Annotated in this window: 18 protein-coding genes; 7 read left to right on the forward strand and 11 right to left on the reverse strand. The window is 68.6% G+C overall.

What is annotated here, in order from left to right; translation table 11 throughout:
* Positions 1-4: 4 nt before the first annotated feature.
* The 4 genes from LX12_RS09760 to LX12_RS09775 form a co-directional block, all read right to left on the reverse strand.
* Complete coding sequence (locus LX12_RS09760) at positions 5-367, reverse strand: hemophore-related protein (protein ID WP_253654329.1); 363 nt, start codon at positions 365-367, stop codon at positions 5-7.
* A gap of 231 nt (positions 368-598) precedes the next feature.
* On the reverse strand, positions 599-2,809 hold the full coding sequence (gene katG / locus LX12_RS09765) for a catalase/peroxidase HPI (protein ID WP_253654330.1): 2,211 nt from the start codon (positions 2,807-2,809) through the stop codon (positions 599-601).
* A gap of 72 nt (positions 2,810-2,881) precedes the next feature.
* A complete protein-coding gene (locus tag LX12_RS09770) occupies positions 2,882-3,319 on the reverse strand; it encodes a Fur family transcriptional regulator (RefSeq protein ID WP_253654331.1) in 438 nt (145 codons plus the stop codon).
* A gap of 63 nt (positions 3,320-3,382) precedes the next feature.
* Positions 3,383-6,889 carry an ATP-binding cassette domain-containing protein gene (locus tag LX12_RS09775; RefSeq protein WP_253654332.1) on the reverse strand — a complete coding sequence of 1,169 codons (3,507 nt, stop codon included), beginning with the start codon at positions 6,887-6,889 and terminating at the stop codon, positions 3,383-3,385.
* 203 nt (positions 6,890-7,092) lie between these two features.
* Here LX12_RS09775 and LX12_RS09780 point away from each other — a divergent pair, with 203 nt between their 5' ends.
* The 3 genes from LX12_RS09780 (at position 7,093) to LX12_RS09790 (ending at position 10,336) form a co-directional block, all read left to right on the forward strand.
* A complete protein-coding gene (locus LX12_RS09780; protein WP_253654333.1) occupies positions 7,093-8,271 on the forward strand; it encodes an NADH:flavin oxidoreductase/NADH oxidase in 1,179 nt (392 codons plus the stop codon).
* Between the two features lie 144 nt (positions 8,272-8,415).
* Positions 8,416-8,721 (forward strand): hypothetical protein, encoded by a 306-nt coding sequence (locus LX12_RS09785; protein WP_253654334.1) that lies wholly within the window; start codon positions 8,416-8,418, stop codon positions 8,719-8,721.
* Between the two features lie 22 nt (positions 8,722-8,743).
* Positions 8,744-10,336 carry an FMN-binding glutamate synthase family protein gene (locus LX12_RS09790; RefSeq protein WP_253654335.1) on the forward strand — a complete coding sequence of 531 codons (1,593 nt, stop codon included), beginning with the start codon at positions 8,744-8,746 and terminating at the stop codon, positions 10,334-10,336.
* Here the strand turns inward: LX12_RS09790 and LX12_RS09795 are convergent.
* From LX12_RS09795 to LX12_RS09815, 5 genes are all read right to left on the reverse strand, one after another.
* Positions 10,314-11,099, reverse strand: coding sequence for a M23 family metallopeptidase (locus LX12_RS09795; protein ID WP_253654336.1), 786 nt, complete (start codon positions 11,097-11,099; stop codon positions 10,314-10,316). The genes LX12_RS09790 and LX12_RS09795 overlap by 23 nt on opposite strands.
* A gap of 141 nt (positions 11,100-11,240) precedes the next feature.
* Complete coding sequence (locus tag LX12_RS09800) at positions 11,241-11,984, reverse strand: SIR2 family NAD-dependent protein deacylase (protein ID WP_253654337.1); 744 nt, start codon at positions 11,982-11,984, stop codon at positions 11,241-11,243.
* Between the two features lie 21 nt (positions 11,985-12,005).
* The gene (locus LX12_RS09805) at positions 12,006-12,533 is read right to left on the reverse strand and encodes a hypothetical protein (RefSeq protein WP_253654338.1); all 528 of its coding nucleotides are present in this window, start codon (positions 12,531-12,533) and stop codon (positions 12,006-12,008) included.
* Positions 12,530-13,297, reverse strand: a complete 768-nt coding sequence (locus LX12_RS09810) for a hypothetical protein (RefSeq protein ID WP_253654339.1) — start codon at positions 13,295-13,297, stop codon at positions 12,530-12,532. The genes LX12_RS09805 and LX12_RS09810 overlap by 4 nt, the downstream gene beginning before the upstream one ends.
* Complete coding sequence (locus LX12_RS09815; RefSeq protein ID WP_253654340.1) at positions 13,297-14,217, reverse strand: Rv0964c family protein; 921 nt, start codon at positions 14,215-14,217, stop codon at positions 13,297-13,299. The genes LX12_RS09810 and LX12_RS09815 overlap by 1 nt, the downstream gene beginning before the upstream one ends.
* Positions 14,218-14,256: 39 nt before the next feature.
* On the opposite strand from LX12_RS09815, the gene LX12_RS09820 reads away from it, so the two are divergent.
* Complete coding sequence (locus LX12_RS09820) at positions 14,257-14,661, forward strand: WXG100 family type VII secretion target (protein ID WP_253654341.1); 405 nt, start codon at positions 14,257-14,259, stop codon at positions 14,659-14,661.
* Positions 14,662-15,257: 596 nt separating this feature from the next.
* On the opposite strand, the gene LX12_RS09825 is transcribed toward LX12_RS09820, so the two are convergent.
* Positions 15,258-15,596, reverse strand: a complete 339-nt coding sequence (locus LX12_RS09825; protein WP_253654342.1) for a DUF1801 domain-containing protein — start codon at positions 15,594-15,596, stop codon at positions 15,258-15,260.
* Between the two features lie 9 nt (positions 15,597-15,605).
* A complete protein-coding gene (locus tag LX12_RS09830; RefSeq protein WP_253654343.1) occupies positions 15,606-16,976 on the reverse strand; it encodes a hypothetical protein in 1,371 nt (456 codons plus the stop codon).
* A 192-nt stretch (positions 16,977-17,168) separates the two neighbouring features.
* Here LX12_RS09830 and LX12_RS09835 point away from each other — a divergent pair, with 192 nt between their 5' ends.
* From LX12_RS09835 to LX12_RS09845, 3 genes are read left to right on the forward strand one after another with little or no spacing between them, the layout of a single operon-like run.
* Positions 17,169-17,489, forward strand: coding sequence for a WXG100 family type VII secretion target (locus LX12_RS09835; protein ID WP_253654344.1), 321 nt, complete (start codon positions 17,169-17,171; stop codon positions 17,487-17,489).
* A 3-nt stretch (positions 17,490-17,492) separates the two neighbouring features.
* Positions 17,493-17,783, forward strand: coding sequence for a WXG100 family type VII secretion target (locus LX12_RS09840; RefSeq protein WP_253654345.1), 291 nt, complete (start codon positions 17,493-17,495; stop codon positions 17,781-17,783).
* Positions 17,783-19,234, forward strand: coding sequence for a WXG100-like domain-containing protein (locus tag LX12_RS09845; protein ID WP_253654346.1), 1,452 nt, complete (start codon positions 17,783-17,785; stop codon positions 19,232-19,234). The genes LX12_RS09840 and LX12_RS09845 overlap by 1 nt, the downstream gene beginning before the upstream one ends.
* Positions 19,235-19,283: the final 49 nt, after the last annotated feature.

Genomic DNA, 19,283 nt, shown 5'->3' on the forward strand with positions numbered 1-19,283 from the left:
CAGCTCACCTGCGCTTCGGGTGGCACGCCTGGCGGTAGTCCCGGATCGGCGTGCGCGCCTGGCGGAGTTCCTTGAACTCCTCGCGGTGGGTCGTTCGGAACTCCTTCAGCTCCGCGCGCCGCTGGTTCTTCGGCAGCGTCCGCAGATGCGCGAGCTCGGCGGCCAGGTCGGGATGACGAGCCAGCACACCGGCGATCGCGGGCGCGGCCTGGGCGACGGCGGCCGCACGGGCCTGCGGCGAGCACTGGATCGGCGCGGCGGACGCGGTGGCCGCGGGTACGCCGGCGGCGAGGCCGATACCCACCGTCACTGCGGCGGCGGCACCGATCCGTCGTGTCCAGCGGGCGGGGTGTCGGGTGTCGGTCATGGTCTCTCCTCACGGGATGCAACGGTCATGCGCCTGTGACTGTGGGACGGGAGTCTGAGCGCAATCTGAGAGTCGCAGCACGAGACCGGCATCCCTCAGCGGACTTTCAGGTGCCGCCGGACCATTCGGACGAAACGGATTCCGACAGTCGACCCGCACACGAGGAACGCCCCGCGAACCACATGGTTCGCGGGGCGTTCGCATCAGGCTGAGGACTCAGCCGTCACGACCTCAGCGGTGCAGGTCGAAACGGTCGGCGTCCATGACCTTCGTCCATGCGGTGACGAAGTCGCGGACGAACTTGTCCTTGGCGTCGCTCGCGCCGTAGACCTCGCTGATCGCCCGCAGCTCAGAGTTCGACCCGAAGATCAGGTCGACGCGGCTGGCGGTGAACTTCTCCGCACCGGTCTCCCGGTCCTTGCCGACGAAGGTGCCGTTCTCGTCGTCGCGGGGCTCCCACACGGTGTCCATGTCGAGCAGCTCGACGAAGAAGTCGTTGCTCAGCGTCTCCGACTTGTCGGTGAACACGCCCAGCTTCGACTCCTGGTAGTTCGCACCCAGGGCCCGCAGACCACCGACGAGGACCGTCATCTGCGGGGCGGAGATGCCCAGCAGGTTGGCCTTGTCGACGAGCAGGTACTCCGCGGACAGGCGGTTGCCCTTGCCGAGGTAGTTCCGGAACCCGTCGGCCTTGGGCTCCAGGTAGGAGAACGACTCGACGTCGGTCTGCTCCTGGGTCGCGTCGGTGCGGCCCGGGTGGAACGGCACGGTGATCTCGACACCGGCGTTCTTCGCGGCCTTCTCGACGGCGGCGACGCCACCGAGCACCACCAGGTCGGCGAACGACACCGTGCCGCTGAACGACTCCTGGATGCTCTCCAGTTTGCTGATCACCTGGGCGAGCTCGTCGGGCTCGTTGGCCTCCCACCCGGCCTGCGGCTGCAGGCGGATGCGGCCACCGTTGGCGCCACCGCGCTTGTCGGAGTTGCGGAACGACGACGCGGCCGCCCACGCGGTCTTCACCAGCTGCGAGATGGTGAGGCCCGAGGAGAGGATCTGCTCCTTCAGCTGCGCGATCTCCGCGTCACCGATGAGCTGGCCCTCCTGGGCCGGCACCGGGTCCTGCCAGAGCAGCTCCTCCGAGGGCACCTCGGGTCCGAGGTAGCGCTCCTTGGGGCCCATGTCGCGGTGGGTCAGCTTGTACCAGGCCTTGGCGAACTCGTCGGCGAGCTCGGCCGGGTTCTCCAGCCAGCGACGGGTGATCTCCTCGTAGATCGGATCGGTGCGCAGGGCCACGTCCGACGTGAGCATCATCGGCGGGTTCTTCTTGCCCTCGACGTGCGCGTCGGGGACGAGATCCGTTGCCGCGCCGTCCTTCGGACGCCACTGCCACGCACCACCGGGGCCCTTGTGGACCTCCCACTCGTACCCGTAGAGGGTCTCGAGGTAGCTGTTGTCCCACTGGATCGGGGTCGCGGTCCACGCACCCTCGATGCCGGAGGTGATGGTGTACTCCGCGTTGCCGGTGCCGAAGCTGTTCTTCCAGCCCAGGCCCTGCTGCTCGATCGGGGCACCCTCGGGCTCGGGCCCGATGTACTTGTCGGGGTCACCCGCGCCGTGCACCTTGCCGAAGGTGTGGCCGCCGACGATCAGCGCGGCGGTCTCGACGTCGTTCATGGCCATGCGACCGAACGTCTCGCGGATGTCGTTGGCCGACAGCTGCGGATCCGGGTTGCCGTTGGGGCCTTCGGGATTGACGTAGATGAGGCCCATCTGCACGGCACCGAGCGGCTCCTCGAGCTCGCGGTCACCGGTGTAGCGCTCGTCGCCGAGCCAGGTGTGCTCGGGACCCCAGTACACGTCCTCCTCGGGCTCCCAGCGGTCCTCGCGGCCGCCGGCGAACCCGAAGGTCTGGAACCCCATGGACTCCAGCGCGACGTTGCCGGTGAGGACGATGAGATCGGCCCAGGAGAGCTGGCGGCCGTACTTCTGCTTGACCGGCCACAGCAGGCGGCGGGCCTTGTCGAGCGAGGCGTTGTCGGGCCAGCTGTTCAGCGGCGCGAAGCGCTGCATGCCGGCGCCCGCGCCGCCGCGGCCGTCGTGCACGCGGTAGGTGCCGGCGGAGTGCCACGCCATGCGGATGAAGAAGGGGCCGTAGTGACCCCAGTCGGCGGGCCACCACGACTTGGAGTCGGTCATGACCGCGGTGAGGTCCTTCTTGACCTCGGCCAGGTCGAGCTTGGCGAACTCGGATGCGTAGTCGAAGTCGGCGCCCTCGGGGTTGATGACGTCGGGGTTCTTCGCCAGGATCCGGAGGTTCACCTTCTCGGGCCACCAGTCCCGCGAGCTGGACCCCTCGACGGGGTACTTGCGGTGACCGCCGACGACGGGGCAGCCGGGCGCATGCGAACCGGACAGCTCCTCGGGCTGGTCCTGGTTCATCTCTTTTTCGCGGGTTGTGTGGTCTTCAGACACAGCTTTCCTTCCAGGAGTGATGAACTGAGCTGATCTCGATCACGGCTGCGATCGAAGCGTGGACGTGCAGTCGGGGCAGGTGCCCCAGTAGATGACCTCGGCCTCGTCGATGACGAAGCCGTTGTCGTCCGATGCGTGCAGACAGGGAGCCTCCCCGACGGCGCAGTCGACGTCGGCGATGGCCCCACACACCCGGCACACGACGTGATGGTGGTTGTCCCCCACGCGCGACTCGTACCGGGCGACCGATCCCGTGGGCTGGATCTTGCGGACGAGCCCGGACGCGGTGAGCGCGCCGAGCACGTCGTACACGGCCTGTCGCGAGACGTCGGGCAGGGTCTCGCGCACGGCCGTGAAGATGGAATCGGTGTCGGCGTGCGGGTGTGCGTCGACGACGTCGAGCACCGCCACCCGCGGGCGGGTGACACGGAGCGACGCCGAGCGCAACTGCTGCTCCGCATCTCCTCGGACTGTCACCCCGCTCACTATTCCACTTTTCTGGACTGAGTCAAGAGTTGGCGAGGGCAGCCTGGCCTGACGTCAGCCCGCCAGGTGACCCCATGCCGACTCGAGGTCGCGCCAGGTGCCGGTCGCCGCGATCGCGCCGTCGACGAGAACCATCACCCGGTCGGCCTGGGCGAGGGCGGCGCGTTTGCTGGTCGCGCCGAGTACCGCGGTCCCGCGCTCCCGCAGTGACCGCCACAGCTCGACCTCGGTGGCGGCGTCGAGCGCCGACGAGACATCGTCGGCGAGCAGCAGTTCCGGCTCGCTGGCCAGTGCTCGCGCCAACGCCAACCGTTGCACCTGTCCCCCGGACAGGCGCACCCCGCGGTGACCGATCACCGCGTCGACACCGCCGGCTGCGGCGACGTCGGGGGCGAGCCGCGCGTCGTCGACAGCGCTGTCGATCCGACGGTCGTGGTCGACGCGGATGTTCTCCGCGAACGTCCCCGACAGGACCCTCGGGACCTGTGCGACGTGGGCCACCTGACCGGGGCGCAGGAACGTCTGCGTGTCGTGGACGGGCTCACCGTTCCAGCGGATCTCACCGCGATGGTCGATGAGACCGGCCAACGCGGACAGCAGGCTCGACTTGCCCGACCCCACCTGCCCGAGCAGCAGCACCAGCTCGCCCGCGTCGACGTGGAGGTCGATGTGGGCGGCGCCGATGGTCCCGTCGGCGTGGACGGCGTCGAGCCCGCGCACCGACAACTGCTGCAGCGGGACGCGCGTGGGCGACTCCGGTGCGGGTGAGGTGCCGTCGAGCAGGTCGACCGCACGCGGGACTGCCATCAGGTCCCGACCGCCCGCGAACCGGGCGGTGGCCTTCTGCCACGCCCGGGTACCCGGGGCGTCGGTGATGACGGCACCGGCCACCCGGCCGAACCAGTCGAAGCCGATGACCGAGCCCGACACCAGCAGCGCGGTCGCGAGACCCCACCCGCCGGCGAGGAACACCGCCCACGCCGCGACGACTCCGGCGTAAACGAGCACCACCGGCACACCGATGAGGATCGACTGGATCCGGTGCTCACGGACCGCGGCGTCGACGCGGCCGCCGTCGGTGCGGATGAGGTGCGCGTGGGCGTCGCGAGTGGCCGCGGCGAGCTTGATGGTGCGGGCGCTTTCCAGGACCGACACCAGCGATCGCCCGAACGCGGCGCGGGTCGCCGACGCGGCAGCGGCCGACCGTCCGGCGAACGGCCGCCCGACCGCCGACGCGAGCGCTGCGGCGACCATCACGACCATGAGCACCCCGCCGGCCAGGACGCTGCCCGCGATCACCGTCGTCACGACGACGACGATCAGGCCGTTGACGACGTCGACCCAGCGGTCGGCGTAGCGGATGAAGCGGTCGGCGTCGAGGGTGCGGGCGACGATCTCACCGGGCGGCGTCCGCGGCAGTCGATGCTGCTCGGTCTGCGCCAGCAACACCGACGTGCGCACCCGCAGCAGGCCGTCGGCCCACCAGCGGGTGTACCGGCGGATCGCGACGGCCAGCACGAACGGGGACAGCAGCAGGCTGGCCACGACGCCGCCGAGAAGCCACACCGACACCTCGCCGCGACCGGCTTCGGCCACGACGTGACCCCACAGTGCCGCCGTCACCGCGCCGAACGCCCCGGTGAGAGCGGCGACGAGGAACATCGCTGCGCCGAGCAGACCCCACTCGGGGTGGACGCGCAGCAGCGACAGCACGCCGCGGCCGAGACCCGGTCCGGTGCGGACCGTCGGCGTCGGCGGCGGATCGCCCTGTCGCCGAACGGCTCCCACCGCACCCGACGACGCCTCCGACACCTCGCCCGTCGGCTGTGTCGCCGCGGCGTCGAGCAGTGTGCGGAACGGACCCGGACGCTGCGCGAGCGCCGACTGCGGGCCGTGGTCGATGAGCCGACCCCGATCGAGCACGGCGACCGTGTCGGCGCGGGCGACCGTCGTCAGGCGGTGCGCGATGAGCAGACCGGTGCGACGGGCGAGCAGCCGGTCGGCGGCGCGCACCACCCGCGCCTCGGTCAGCGGGTCCATCCGCGCGGTCGCCTCGTCGAGGACGACGATTCGGACGTCGCGGACCAGCAGCCGCGCGAAGGCGACGAGCTGCTCCTCCCCCGCCGACAGTGTGGTGCCGCCGGGACCGAGCGGGGTGTCGAGTCCGTCGGGCAGTCCCGCCACCCAGTCGGTGAGTTGCAGGTCGGCGACGGCGGCCGCGATGCGGTCGCGCGGAGTGTCGCCGAACAGTGCGATGTTCTGCGCGAGCGTTCCCGCGACGATCTCCGTTTTCTGGGTGACCACCCCAACCGCTGCCCGTAGGCCCTGCAGGTCGAGGTCGACGACGTCGACGCCACCGATGCGGACCGACCCCCGCGACGGGTCGACGGCGCGCGAGATCAACGCGGCGAGTGTGGACTTGCCGGATCCGGTGCGCCCGACGAGCGCGCAGGTGGTCCCTGCGGCGACGTGGAGGTCGATGCCGGACAACGCGAAGGTGCCCTCGTCGTAGGCGAACTCGAGGTCGGTGATGTCGACGTCGAGCGGGCCGTCGGGCAGCGACAACCCGCCGACCGGCTCCGGTGGCGACGCCAGCAACTGCCGGAGACGGACCACGGCACCCATCCCGGCCTGTAGGTCGGGCAGATGTCGGGCCAGCTGGTTGATCTGCCCCACGAACGTCGTCGACACCAGGAAGAGGGTGACCAGCGAACCGACCTCGAGGCGTCCGCCGGCGACCAGCAGCGCACCGGCCACCGCGATCATCGCCATCAGCAGATGCAGCAGCAGCCCGGCGCGCACCGTCATCCGCGCCTGGATCCGCACCACCGTGAGGAAGGCGCGGTGCACTGCCGCGGCCAGCTCGCCGTTGCGTCGCAGGACGAACGCCTGACCGAGGCTGGTCCGCAAGTCGTCGCGGGCGGCGATGCCCTCCTCCAGCGCGGCGGCGTGGTCGGTCCACGCCATCTCCTCGACGACCTTGCGATCGGTGAGGACACCGAGCAGCGGCCGGATCGACAGCAGCACGGCCGACGCGACGATCGGGAACAGCAGCCAGGCGGGCCACCATGTGAGGCCCGCGACGATCCACATCGGGACGACCAGGACGACGGTCCGCAGCGCGTCCCACAGCTGCAGACGCACCAGCGTCCCGACCTCGTGGGTGTCGTCGTCGACGCGGTCGAGGATCTCGCCGACCGCCGTCTCCGACAACACCGCCAACGGCTGCCCGAGCGCGGCCGTCAGGAGGTCCTCCCGCAGCGCACCCTCGGCGCGGTCGGAGACGGTCGCCCACACCGTGCGCCCGAGCGCGTCGAGCACAGCGGACCCGATGAGCGTCACGCCGAGAACGAGGACGAGTGACAGCGTCGGACCGTCGGCCACGCGCCCGACGACGACGGTGCCCACCGCTTCCGACACCGACGCGACGACGAGCAGCACGAGCGCGATCGCCGTCGCCCGGGAGCGCATCCGACGCCAGTCGACGGTGGCCCGGGGATCGTCGGCATGCGCCACCGACGCACGGCTCAGCGTGCGTTCCGGGGCGGGTGCGAGGGACATCGCCACCGACAGTACGCAGGGGCAACGACATCGGGCGACCGGTTTTCCGGGCGCCCTCACCCGACGGTCGGCGGCCCTGTGAGACACCCGTTACGGGGAGCGCCGCCCCACGTAATCGGACTGTCGCGCATGCATGCGGAAATGGGTGCTCGCAGGTGCAGCGGCGCGCCTGGCGACGCACCCCACTGCCCCAGGAGCCTCCCGTGCCCGACCTGTTCTCCCCGTTCACCCTCAAGGGCGTCACGCTGCGCAACCGCATCGCGATGTCGCCGATGACCATGTATCGCTCCACCGACGGGACGATGGACGACTTCCACGTCAGCTACCTCGGCGCCCGCGCCGCCGGGGGATTCGGTCTCGTCTTCCCCGAGCAGATCGCCATCACGCCCGACGGTCGCACGTCGACGTCGTGCGCCGGCATCTGGGACGACAGCCAGATCGAGGGCCACAAGCGCGTCACCGACATCATCAAGAGCTTCGGCGGCGTGCCCGCCATCCAGCTCGGCCACACCGGCCGCAAGGGCAGCGAGGTGCCGAAGTACAAGACGATCGACGGGTACCCCGGTGGTGCCCAATTGCCGCCGGATCACCCGCAGGGGTGGACCTGTCGCGCACCGTCGGCCATCCCGTACGGCGGTGATCACTCGTTCGAGGTGCACGAGCTGACCGTCGAGGAGATCGCCGACCTGATGCAGAGCTACGCCGACGCCGCGCGTCGAGCCGCGGAGGCCGGCTATCAGTGGCTCGAGATGCACTACGCCCACGGCTATCTCGGCGCAAGTTTCTTCTCGCCGTTGGCCAACCAGCGCACCGACCAGTACGGCGGCAGCCTCGAGAACCGTGCGCGGTTCCACCTCGAGGCACTCGACGCGGTCCGCGAGGTGTGGCCGGAGGAGTTCCCGCTGACGATGCGCCTGGGCGCCGACGACCTCCACCCCGACGGCACGCAGTTCGACGACTCCGTCACCGCGATCGGCTGGATGGCCGAGCACGGCCTCGATCTCGCCGACATCTCGCTCGGGTTCAACACCGACGACATGCGCGAGAACGTCATGGACAAGCCCGGTTTCATGCTGTCGCGGGCGACGCGTGTGAAGCGGGAGATCGGCATCCCCGTCGCCACCAGCTGGAACCTCGGCGTGCCGGGGATGGCCGACAAGGTCATCCGCGACGAACTCATCGACCTCGTCCTGCTCGGTCGGCCCGCGCTCGCGAACCCGCACTGGCCCGTCTGGGCCGCCCGCGAACTCGGACACGAGACGCCGTTCGAGCTCGTCTGCGACGACTGGCGCTGGTGGCTGGAGAACTTCCGCGGCCACGACGACAGCATCGGTCTGCCGCCCGCCAAGGTTGTCGCCGACCGTGAGGAGAACGCTGCCTGACACCACCAATGCGGCGAAACAGACACGGCGACAACCGTTCCTGAGCGGTGGACGTGGCCCGCGTCGCGTCGCGCGCGTACCGTTGTCGGTGATGCAGATGACGCGATGACGCCCGCCACGGCGGGTCCGACGAAAGGTTCCGCTGTGAGCACACCCCAGAAGTCGATGTCCGCCCCCACCGTCTGGTTCGGGTACATCTGCATGGTCGTCGGGTTGGCCGCCTTCGGCCTCACCGTCTGGCGGTTCGCCCGCGGCGACGACGTGACCGCGATCGTCTGGCTGGTGGTGATGGTGGCCGGGTTCGCGACGTCGGCGGTCATCCTGCGACGGGCGGTTCTCACCAACGGTTCCATTGCCCCCGCCGCCCGGCCGAACGCCGAGCAGCTCGCCGAGTACGACGCGCGGTGGCACCATCCCGACAGTGCCCCCGCATCCGGCGACGTCCGCTGACGGTCCGCGGTAGCGTCCGACGGTGATCCGTATCGCGCTCGTCGGAGGCCTTGTTCTGCTGGCGGTCGCCGCCGTGGTGGGGGCTGTCCTCGGACCGTGGGGGCTCATCGTCGTGGCAGTGGTGCTCGTCGTCATCGCGGCCGTCGCCGTCCACGACGTCGTCCAGACCCGACATTCCGTGCTGCGGAACTATCCGGTCCTCGGCCACCTGCGCTACCTTCTCGAGGCGCTGCGGCCCGAGCTGCAGCAGTACTTCATCGAGCGGAACTTTGACGGACGCCCCTTCGACCGAGACGTGCGGTCCCTGATCTACGAACGAGCAAAGGGCACCAACGCCGAACAGTCCTTCGGCACCGAACGCGACCTCGACGCCGACGGCTACGAGTACCTCGTCCACTCGGTCGCGCCGGTGGAGCCGCCCTCCACCCCGGCCCGTGTCCGCGTCGGTGGTCCCGACTGCACGCGCCCGTACGAGATGTCGTTGCTGAACGTCTCGTCGATGAGCTTCGGGGCGCTGTCGGGAAATGCATTGAGCGCGTTGAACGCCGGGGCTGCACGCGGTGGGTTCGCGCACGACACCGGCGAGGGTGGGCTGACGCCGTACCACCTCGGCGGAGCCGATGTGATCTGGGAGATCGGGTCCGGCTACTTCGGCTGCCGCACGTCCGACGGTCGCTTCGACCCCGACCAGTTCGCCGAGAAGGCCGCGGACGACGCGGTGAAGTGTGTGTCGCTCAAGCTGAGTCAGGGCGCCAAGCCCGGCATCGGCGGGGTGCTGCCGGCGGCGAAGGTCACCGCCGAGATCGCCCGGTACCGCGGCGTGCCGCAGGGCGAGAAGTGCGTGAGCCCGGCCGGCCACTCGGCGTTCAGCACCCCGCGCGGACTCATCCGGTTCGTCGCGCAGATGCGTGACCTCGCCGGCGGCAAGCCCGTCGGGTTCAAGCTGTGCGTTGGCTCGCGCGTCGAGCTGCTCGCCATCTGCAAAGCCATGCTGGACGAGCAGGTGACACCCGACTTCATCATCGTCGACGGGTCCGAAGGTGGCACCGCCGCAGCGCCGTTGGAGTACGAGGACCACGTCGGGCTCCCGCTGACCGACGGGCTGATGACCGTGCACAACGCCCTCGTCGGCGTCGGATTACGCGACCGGATCCGCGTCGGCGCGAGCGGCAAGGTCGCGACAGGAACCGACATCGTGAAGCGCCTGATCCAGGGTGCCGACTACACCAACTCCGCGCGGGCGATGATGATGGCGATCGGGTGCATCCAGTCGCAGCGGTGCCACACCAACCACTGTCCCGTCGGCGTCGCGACGCAGGATCCGGCACGGGCGCGGGCACTGGACGTCACCGACAAGAGCGCCCGCGTGCAGCGCTACCAGGAGGCGACCGTCGACGAGGCGATGCGCATCATGGCGTCGATGGGCGTCACCGACCCCGCCGACCTCCGGCCGTGGATGCTCCGGAAACGCCTGGGCCCGGTCTCGCAGCAGTCGTACGCGGAGATCTACGAGTGGCTCGAACCCGGCGAGCTCGTCGCCGACACCCCCGCGAGCTGGGCCGAGGACTGGCTCCTCGCCGACCCCGACAGCTTCACCCCCGGCGTCCGCCTCTGACACCCACCACCGCACCCTTGCCGACAGGTCCGCGAATGTCGCTGAATCGCAGTCGTAGTGGCCGGCCATCGCGTTGGGCGTGGATGTGCAGATGCGGCTCAGTGGAATTCCCGCTGTCGCCGACCTCTCCGATCGGGTCGCCCGGCGACACCGTCGTTCCTTCCCTGACGGCGACACTGCCCTGCCGCAGGTGTGCGAGCACCACACGTTCGGCGCCGGTGTCGATCACGACAAGGTTGCCTGCAGGCCGTCGGGTGTCCGGAACCCCGTCCGGCAGGCCGTCGACGGCCCGGACCACCGTCCCTCCGCAGGGTGCGACGACGGGCGACCCGAACGCGTAGAAGGCAACGCCTCTGCGTCGAAACCCCCTTCGCGATCTCGCAATCGAGCCGAGGCGGACCAGATCCCACGCGCCACGCTGGGCGGCGACGGGCCAGTGGTGGTTGAACAATTGGCCGTTACCCTCGACGGCCAGCCATCGACCCTCTCGGAGGGGGAACAGCATGGGTTCGGCTACCGACTCCCGCACCCCGGTGAACGGAGCTGACAGGACCAGTAGGACCGCACCGATGGCGAGCCCCACCCCGATCCACGACGTCGGCGAACGGATCCCGTCGATCACTGTTCCGTCGATCCAGGAGCGGCGGGCGCCGACCACACCCATTGCCAGGATTGCCAACGGAACGGCCGGAGCGGGGGCGAACGCCAGACCCGGAACCAGGAACCGCGCCGCCATCACGGCGAAGGAGAACAGCGTGGCCATCGCCGAGAGCCACGCCCCCGGGCTCGTCGAGGTCACCCCCGTGACAGTGATCGACCCGACGATCACCGACCAAGCGACCGCCCACGACGCGTCTTGTCTCACCCTATGATTATCACCGCTAACGATACGGCTGGAGCGGTTTCAGCGCAGCGCGGACACGATCTCTGGCAGCGCAGTCGCTGCGGTCGCCCGCACTGTGATGTCGCAGGCGTCGGAAAGGTCGGTCTCCTGCGGGTTGATCTCGATGATCGTGGCGCCGGCACCCCGTGCGATGTGCGGCAGGCCCGCCGCGGGATAGACGACACCGGAGGTACCGACGAGGAGGAACACGTCACACGCCTCGGCTCGCGCCGTCGCCTCAGCGAACGCGTTCTGCGGCAACATCTCCCCGAACCACACGACGCCGGGCCGCACGCGCCCGCCGCATTCGCAGGCCGGCGGGTCGACGCGTTCGCCGTCGGGCTCGCGTGCCTCGACCTCGTGGTGCCGCCCGCACGTGTCGCAGCGACAGGCGAACAGGCTGCCGTGGACATTCACCACGTCGGTGCTACCGGCGCGCTCGTGGAGATCGTCGACGTTCTGGGTGACGACGCGGACGTCTGCCGTCGACGCCCACTCTGCGACAGCGCGGTGGCCGTCGTTCGGCTCGACGGCCTGCAGCATTGCGCGGCGCCGCTGGTACCACGCCCAGACGAGCGCGGGGTCGTCCTCCCACGCCTCCGGGGTCGCGAGAGTCATCGGGTCGTACTTGGCCCACAGCCCGGTCTGCACGTCGCGGAAGGTGGGGACGCCGCTCTCCGCCGACATGCCCGCGCCGGTGAGCACCGTGATCGTGGTCGCCGACCGGATCGCCTCGACGGCCTGGGAGATCGCTGCGTTGCTCATGAACCCATGGTCTCGCGACGGTCAGACAGGGCGCAGCCGGACCGCGTCGAGGGTGTCCCCGTGGTGCGGCAGGGCCGTGACCGCGAGTTGCGCCAGGACGTACGAGCCGTCGGGCTGTGTCTGGATCACGGCGTGCGAGTTCGAGACGAGCTGCCCGAACGGCGAGTCGAGCGTTCCGAGGAGCGTCGAGCCGCACGCGTTCACAACGTCCTCGTCGTTTCCCCGCAGCTGCCACCCCGTCACGCCAGAGGTCATAGCCTTCGCGAACTCGAGCAGGTGCTCCGCGGGCACCGGGAGATCAGCCAGACGCCATGCCGTCGCGAGCGCGTTCGACACGAACCGCTCCTCCGGGTCGAGGGCCGCCTGCTGTTCGGCCTCGGCGACGTCGAGCCACAGATCCGACACCGTCACGATCTCTGCGTCCCGCCGCACCTTGCGCCACCCGTCAGGCAGCCCGTCGACGACGAGACCCGTTGTGGCGAAGTCGTCGACGAGCGTCACCGTGGCCATCGGGTGACCGAGAGCGCTCGGATCGATCGGCGCGGTCACGCTGTGCTGGCCTGCGGTTGGGCGACGATCCGCACCTCGATGCTCTCTCCCACCTCGACCTCGCGGTCGGGCGTGAACAGCAACATCTCCCGGATTAGCTCGGGGCTGTAGTTCCGACGCGTCTCCTCGTCGGTCTCCGCCAGGTGCCGGAGGGTCGAGTAAAGCGAGTTTGCCTCGAGGCCATAGTACTTCGTCGGGAAGAACAGCAGCTTGGGCCCGCTCTCAAGCATGACTTCAAGGTGAGGAAACGAGCTTTTCTTCTCCTGGACGAGCGTGAAGTCTGCCCCGGAGTACGGCGACATGCATCGACCAGGAATACCGAACTCGGTCGTCGAAAGACGCAGAGCGCCTCGATAGCGGATCGTCGTGCCTGCCGTGACGAGTACTGCGAGCCAGAACAACACGGTCACGAAAGGCAACCGGACGTCGCCGCCCGTTGGTTCGGTCACCACCCACTGCATGGTGATGAGTACCGCCGCAATAAGGGTGACAGTCGGAAAAACGTAGTGCGTGTTGAGAAGAGCAGCACGCGGACGTGCTACAACGGCATCTTTGGCAACAGTGACGCGACCTCGGGCAGGAGCGATGACGGGTCCGCTCACCAGAGTCATGACTGCCATCGCGGCGGCCAGGAAGAGGTACCCCGTCACTGCGCAGAGAATTGCGATGGCGGTGAACACGACCACCAGGCTCAATCCGAGGCGGACGTCCCGCGTCCGTGCGTCCGCAGTCTTGCGCCACACAAAGGTGGTGTTGTCGATCATCACTCGAGTAACGCCCCGATTCCCTTGGTTGCAGCGATGCTCAGCGCACCGCCGACAGCCGTACCGATGAGCGCTCCGCCTGCAGTTCCGATCCCCGGCACGACGCCGGTGCCGAGAACCCCGCCGATCCAAGCGCCGGCGGTCACCCCGATCGCCGTTCCGCCGACCTCTTTCGTCACCGCCTTCCACGGTTCCTCGCCGCCGCCGACGTCGCTGATGATCGCCGGGATGAGCATGGCGACATTGCCGGCGATACCGATCCTGCTCAGTTTCAGGTTTCCGATGTCCGTCATCCAGGGCAGCAATCGACTGCTCGTGCCGTTGAGCGCAGCCTTGCCCAGATCACCCACCAGGTCGACCTGCATGCCCGTCAGGTAGCCGAAGACATAGGAGTTGATGTCCTTGCTGTCGACTGACCAGACAGACCTTTTCCCGTCTTCAGACACCTTGGCGAGTGCCCGCGCTAGTTCGTCGTCAACTCGATTGGCCTCGTCGACGAGCTTGTCGACGCGCGCTTGCAATTCCCTCTGGTCCGCCTTCAGTTGGGCGAAGTCTTCGTCCGACCAGTGCGCCGTCGAGATGGCGATCTCGACGGTGTTGGCGGCGTCGTTGATCCGCAGCCCGTGCACCGAGGCTGCCATCCGGATGTCGATCAGAGCTCGGACCAAGCCTTCGACCAGACCTTCGGCAGCCGTCGCGGCACCACCGAGCATCTTAGCCGCGCCGACCAGCCGGTCGGCTTTGGTAGCGCTGTCCTTCATGGACCATCGAGCACTACTGGCTCCGTCGCCTGTCCATATCGCGAATACAGGCAAGTTGCGTAACGGGCCGGCTGCGTCGTCGACTGACACGGCCAAGTTCCGCGCCGCACGCGCAACGTCCCCGATCGCCGCGGGATCCCAACGCGCGATGTCGGCCACGCTGAGACCACCCACGATCCACAACCTCCCAACAGCACGATGTCCGTATCGGCGGATGACGCTACCGTACTGACGTACACCCCCAACCTGACCGGAGGCTGCCCTGTGGATGGCGACGGCAAGCTCACCGTGCGATCGTCCGACCTCTTCCATGCGGCGCATCAGGTGACGCAGGCCAGTGAGGCGATCGGTCGTGCAGCGTCGTCCGCCTACGGCGAATGTCGGGCCGACGCCGGACGCTGGGTCGGCGCCTCCAAGAAAGCCCTGGAGCGGGCAGTCGAGCAACTCGAGAAGCATTCGACTGACATGACAAAAGAGCTCACCAACCGCGCGGAGCGAATCAGTTACTCCGGCCGGGAATATGCCGACACCGAGCGACGTAATGCCGAGCGTCAGCGGAAGTCCGGGCAGTCGTCGAACCCCACCCTGAACATGGACCACTGAAGAACCGAACGAATAACGAATTTGGACTCAGGTTGTCGTAACGACCGGCCACACTCCTGCCGTGATTATCGAACTGACGCGGCGGAAAAGCTTTGCTTACGACGTTATGAAGTCTGCCGAGAGCAGCCTCTTTGGGGTGTTCGTCGCGTGGGTCGTGGCATCGATGCTCGTGCCTGTGAACGACCTGACTCAGGCAGTCGTCGTCACGCTGCTCGTCGCGTCGGTAAGTACGCGTCTGGTGTTCGCGCTGGTTGTCGGCTTGCGATCGTTCAATCCGACGTGGCCTGCGACAGGTATTGATGGCGGCCGATCCCAGGACGAGTGCGGAGTCTGGCAGGCATGCGGAAGGGACCTGTCGTGGCAACTTGCCCGGCTGATCGTTGTCTTCATATACGCCCTTGTCGCGACGTCGATGCCGGCCGATGCGCCGCGGCCGGCCGCTGCAGCCTCTACGGGCGCAGTTCTCGCGTTCGTCTCGGCTTTCGGCGAGCGAAGGTTCGGGTTGTCGGTCCGGGAACAGCAGATTGCGCGGGCCGTACCCATGAGTCTGTATCGGTGGCCGCGGCGGCGCACTTTCGCTCCGCAGGGAAAGCGGATCAGCTCCGATTCAGCGCGACCGCGGCCTCGACCAACGCCGCGAAGGCGTTGGGGTTGAGGGTGTCGGTCTGCTTGATGTCGACGGCGCGGCGGGTGCCGGCGTCGAGGCTCGCGTTGAAGACGTTGGTGGGGTCCGGCAGGGATGCCCCTTTGGCGAACGTGACCTTCACCTTGTCCTTGTAGGTCTCGAGCGTGCAGATCAGACCGTCGCACGAGAAGGTGGGCACGCCATCGGGATTCGACGGCTTCTTCCACTTCCGTTCCTCGACGATGCCGTCGTCGACACCCAGGATCAGGCTGCGGATGCTGTCGACGGTGTCCTCACGCCAGTCGCTCATGGGAGAACACTAGCGAGGCGACGAGCTCGGCCGATAGTCCTCTGCGAAGCACAGTGACCTCAGCACGTTGTTGTAGGTCGTGATGCCGTAGGTGTTGGGTGCGTTGATGAGACCCCAGGGCGAGGGCACCAAGTTCCAGACATTCAGCCCGCCCGTCGCCGGTGAGAGAGCAGCACCGATGCCGCTTCCGACGTTGCCGGTGACGAACTTGAGCATCTGGGTCGTCACCGCGTAGCCGTACCCGATGCCCGTCAGCGCATCCGCCACCGGGAGGTCCGCCAGAGGCACCACGTTTCGCCGATCGGCCGGCTCGGCCGCCTTGGCGCCCAGTCCGACAATCGCGTTCGTGATGGGCCCGCCCACACTGGGCACGAACGACAGGATCGTCGACAGAACGGTCTCCACCGTCGTGAACTCGGCCTGGTCGGTCGGGATGATCGCGCGGTTGATTCGCGTGGTGCGCAGCGCCGACTGGATGCGACGCTCGGCGTCTGTGACCCTTGCGGCCGATCGCGGATCCGACCGTCGGAGATTGTCCGAGGTGCGGGCGACGATGCGCGACAACGGCTGGACGCCGATCGACGGGCACTTCTGCTTGTCGGCCAGGCGCACCTGCGCGGCCAGCCCGTCGAGCATCGACGGCACCTGCCTGGTGAACCGCAGGTCGGCGTCCTGGTCGGAATGGACTTCGTCGATCTGACGCTGTGTTTTCCGCGCCAGGCAGGCATTCGCGAGACCGTTGCTGAGGGAACCGAGAACCAGACCCATCCCGGTCGATCCCAGCGACAACGGCAGGCTGATGAGCGTGCCCAGTCCGATCCCGTTCACCGGGAACAGCGGTGGCACCGTCTGCGAGATGATCGACGCCGGGACGATGAAGGTCACGTAGATGTAGAAGTAGGCGGTCTCGACTGCCTGCGACAACGTCATGTGATCGAGGCGAATCCCCCCTGCGGCCTTGCCTTCTCGCGTCCGGATCAGCTGCGTGACGATGAACGTGCTGAGCGGGTTGCGGTACTGCAACATCGGCGAGTCGGCTGTCGCGCCGATTCCGTAGGGGTGGTCGGAGATCGTCGTCGAGGCCACGCCGATCTGGGTGAGCCGCTTCAGCACATCTCGCCGGCTGTCGAGCATCGGCGTGCGCGCGGCGGGCGGCAACGACGGTGCCAGCGACTCGACGATCGCGTCGTACGTCTCCGGCAGGGTCACATCGCTGGAACCGACGCACTTCACACCGGCGTCGCGCGGCGGGGGCGCGGCCTCACCCGTGATCGGGCGGACGAACACCACGACGGACGCGGCGAGGAGAAGGATGGTCAGCACGCGCCCGGCAGGGCTCAGCCGACGGCGCACTGGCCGCGCCGGCCCGTTCGAGGTCACCGCGCAAGTTTGAAGTGGGTAGACCCTGTGAGCAACAGCTAGCAGGTCTCCGACGTGCAACGGTTCGGCACACCGCGACGTCACAGTCGCGATTGTCCGCTTTTGCGCAGGTCAGCAGCCCTCGTTCGCACTGCGTACCGTATCGTCTGATCCGAACTGCACACCTGCCCAGCACGCGGGAAGGGGACGCCGATGCCCGAGCTCCATGTCACGCCGGCCGAGGTCACGTCGGCCTCGCAGGGCATCCGTTCCGCCGCGGACACCCTCGACGACCGTGTGCGTGCTCTGACGTCCCGCGTCGAGGACCTTCTCGGCGGCGGGTGGAAGGGCCAGGCCGCCGACGCGTTCCGTCGCGACTGGGAGCAGTGGCTGCAGGGGGCCAAGGATGTCGTCGGTGGGCTCGACTCGATGGCTGCACTCTTGGCCTCGACCGCACAGACCTACTCCGCGCAGGAGTCCGCCAACGCATCTGCCGTCGGCCAGTCGGGTTCTGGTCTGAACATGGCGGTCTGAGCGGTGGCCCAGAAGTTCACGGTGAACACCGAGCTGTTGGCCGACATCGTCGCCGACATGGCAAAGTTCGACGCCGATGCGGAGTCGGTCTGTCGCGACGCCGAGCAGACGGTCGAGCGGCTGCACGGGTCGTGGACAGGTGAGGCCGCGGAGTCGCAGCGGGCCGCGCACGAGCGGTGGACGAAGGGTGCAGCCGAGATGCGTTCGGCCGTCGCGGATCTGCAGAGGGCCGGCGACACCGCGCACGCGAACTACACCGCCGCAGTGCAGGCCAACCAGGAGATGTGGGGCTGATGCCGACGCTCGTCGTCGACCCCGCGCAGTACGCGCACGCCGCCGCCGGCATGACGTCGGTGGCGAACTCTGCCCACTCCGCGGTCAGCTCGTTGGCCGGCGAGCTCGGCGCGTCGTCGGGGATGGCCGGGTCCGACAACGCCGGGACCACCTGGGCCGACGGTTACGACCAGGGCGCGCGAGCCGCCCTCAGCGCCGCGGCATCGGCGGTCGGGGCCGTCGGCAACATCGCGACGCGACTGCACGCCACCGGCGAGAACCACGCTCAGGCCGACGCGTCGTCGGTGATCGGGGGCGGTGGCGACTCGTCGATCGGGGCGGCCCCCACTGCCCCGACGATGTCGGCGCCGTCTGTTCCGTCGTCGGCCGGTGGCAGCGGTGGCGGTCCGCCAGGGTGGTCGATGGTGGAGGGCCTCGTCGGCTACGTCTGGCCCGACGGCCACCAGGACCGACTTCACGCGGCCGACGCCGCGTGGAAAGCCGCTGCAGCACAATTGCAGGACGCGGCCGGGCCGACGAGCGCTGCCGCGTCGGCCGTCTCCGCGCAACAGAGCCCAGAGGCCGCAGCCGCCGCCCAGGCGTGCACCGACGCCGGGGCGCATCTGCGCGAGTTGTCGTCGGTGTTCACCGAACTCGGCTCGTCGTGCTCGGAGTACGCCGCCCACCTCGACCAGGCGCACCACGAGATCATCCACGAACTCGAAGTGCTCCTGGCCCAGACGGTCGCCATCGAGAGCCTTGGAGCGATCGCCGGCTTCTTCACCGCCGGGATCGGCGAACTCGCGGGCCAGGCTGTCGAGACGGCGCGACTCTCCGCTGCTGCCAACCGCATCCGGGAGATCATCGAGGCGTTGCTCGCGGCCGCGCGCGTGGTTGCGTCCAAGGTGGGCGAGGTCGCCGCCAAGGCCGTGCGCGTCTCAGTTGACGCAGCGAAGGCCGCTCAGTCGCCCGTCACCAGGGCTGCGACGGCAGTGGCGAAGGCTGCTCCGAAGAACTTCGCTGTCGGCTCTGGACTCGAAGCGGCGAAGGAGGGTGTCCTGACCGTCGAGACCGGCCACAACCACTTCGACCCGACGCGGATCGCAGCGCAGGGCGCATCGAGTGTCGTGACAAGTCCGGCAGCGCAGAAGATCGCGAGCTCAGGCCGACTGGGTGCGAAGATCGCCGACATCCCAGGGGGCCAATTCGCCGCGCGCACAGCCGTGAACAGCCAGCTGAGCAATCTGCAACAAGACGCGCAAGCCGCGATCAGCCCAGAGCTGTCGGAGAAGACCGAGTCCACCGGATGGACAGACGTCGCGAAGGCGTTGCCGGGCTCGCTGCCTCCCACTCAGCACTACTCTCCCGACACAGCAGGTCACTCACCTGCGCAGGATGCCCCGGAGACTGGGGCTGCATCCCCACCCGCTTCCGACGCGCCTGGCAAACAGAGTTCCGCAGGAGGCGGATAGATCGTCGTGCGCCGCGCTTACTAACGTTCTCGACGATCAACCGACATGA

This window comes from Williamsia serinedens, assembly GCF_024171725.1.
In the GTDB taxonomy this organism is placed as follows: Bacteria; Actinomycetota; Actinomycetes; order Mycobacteriales; family Mycobacteriaceae; genus Williamsia_A; species Williamsia_A serinedens.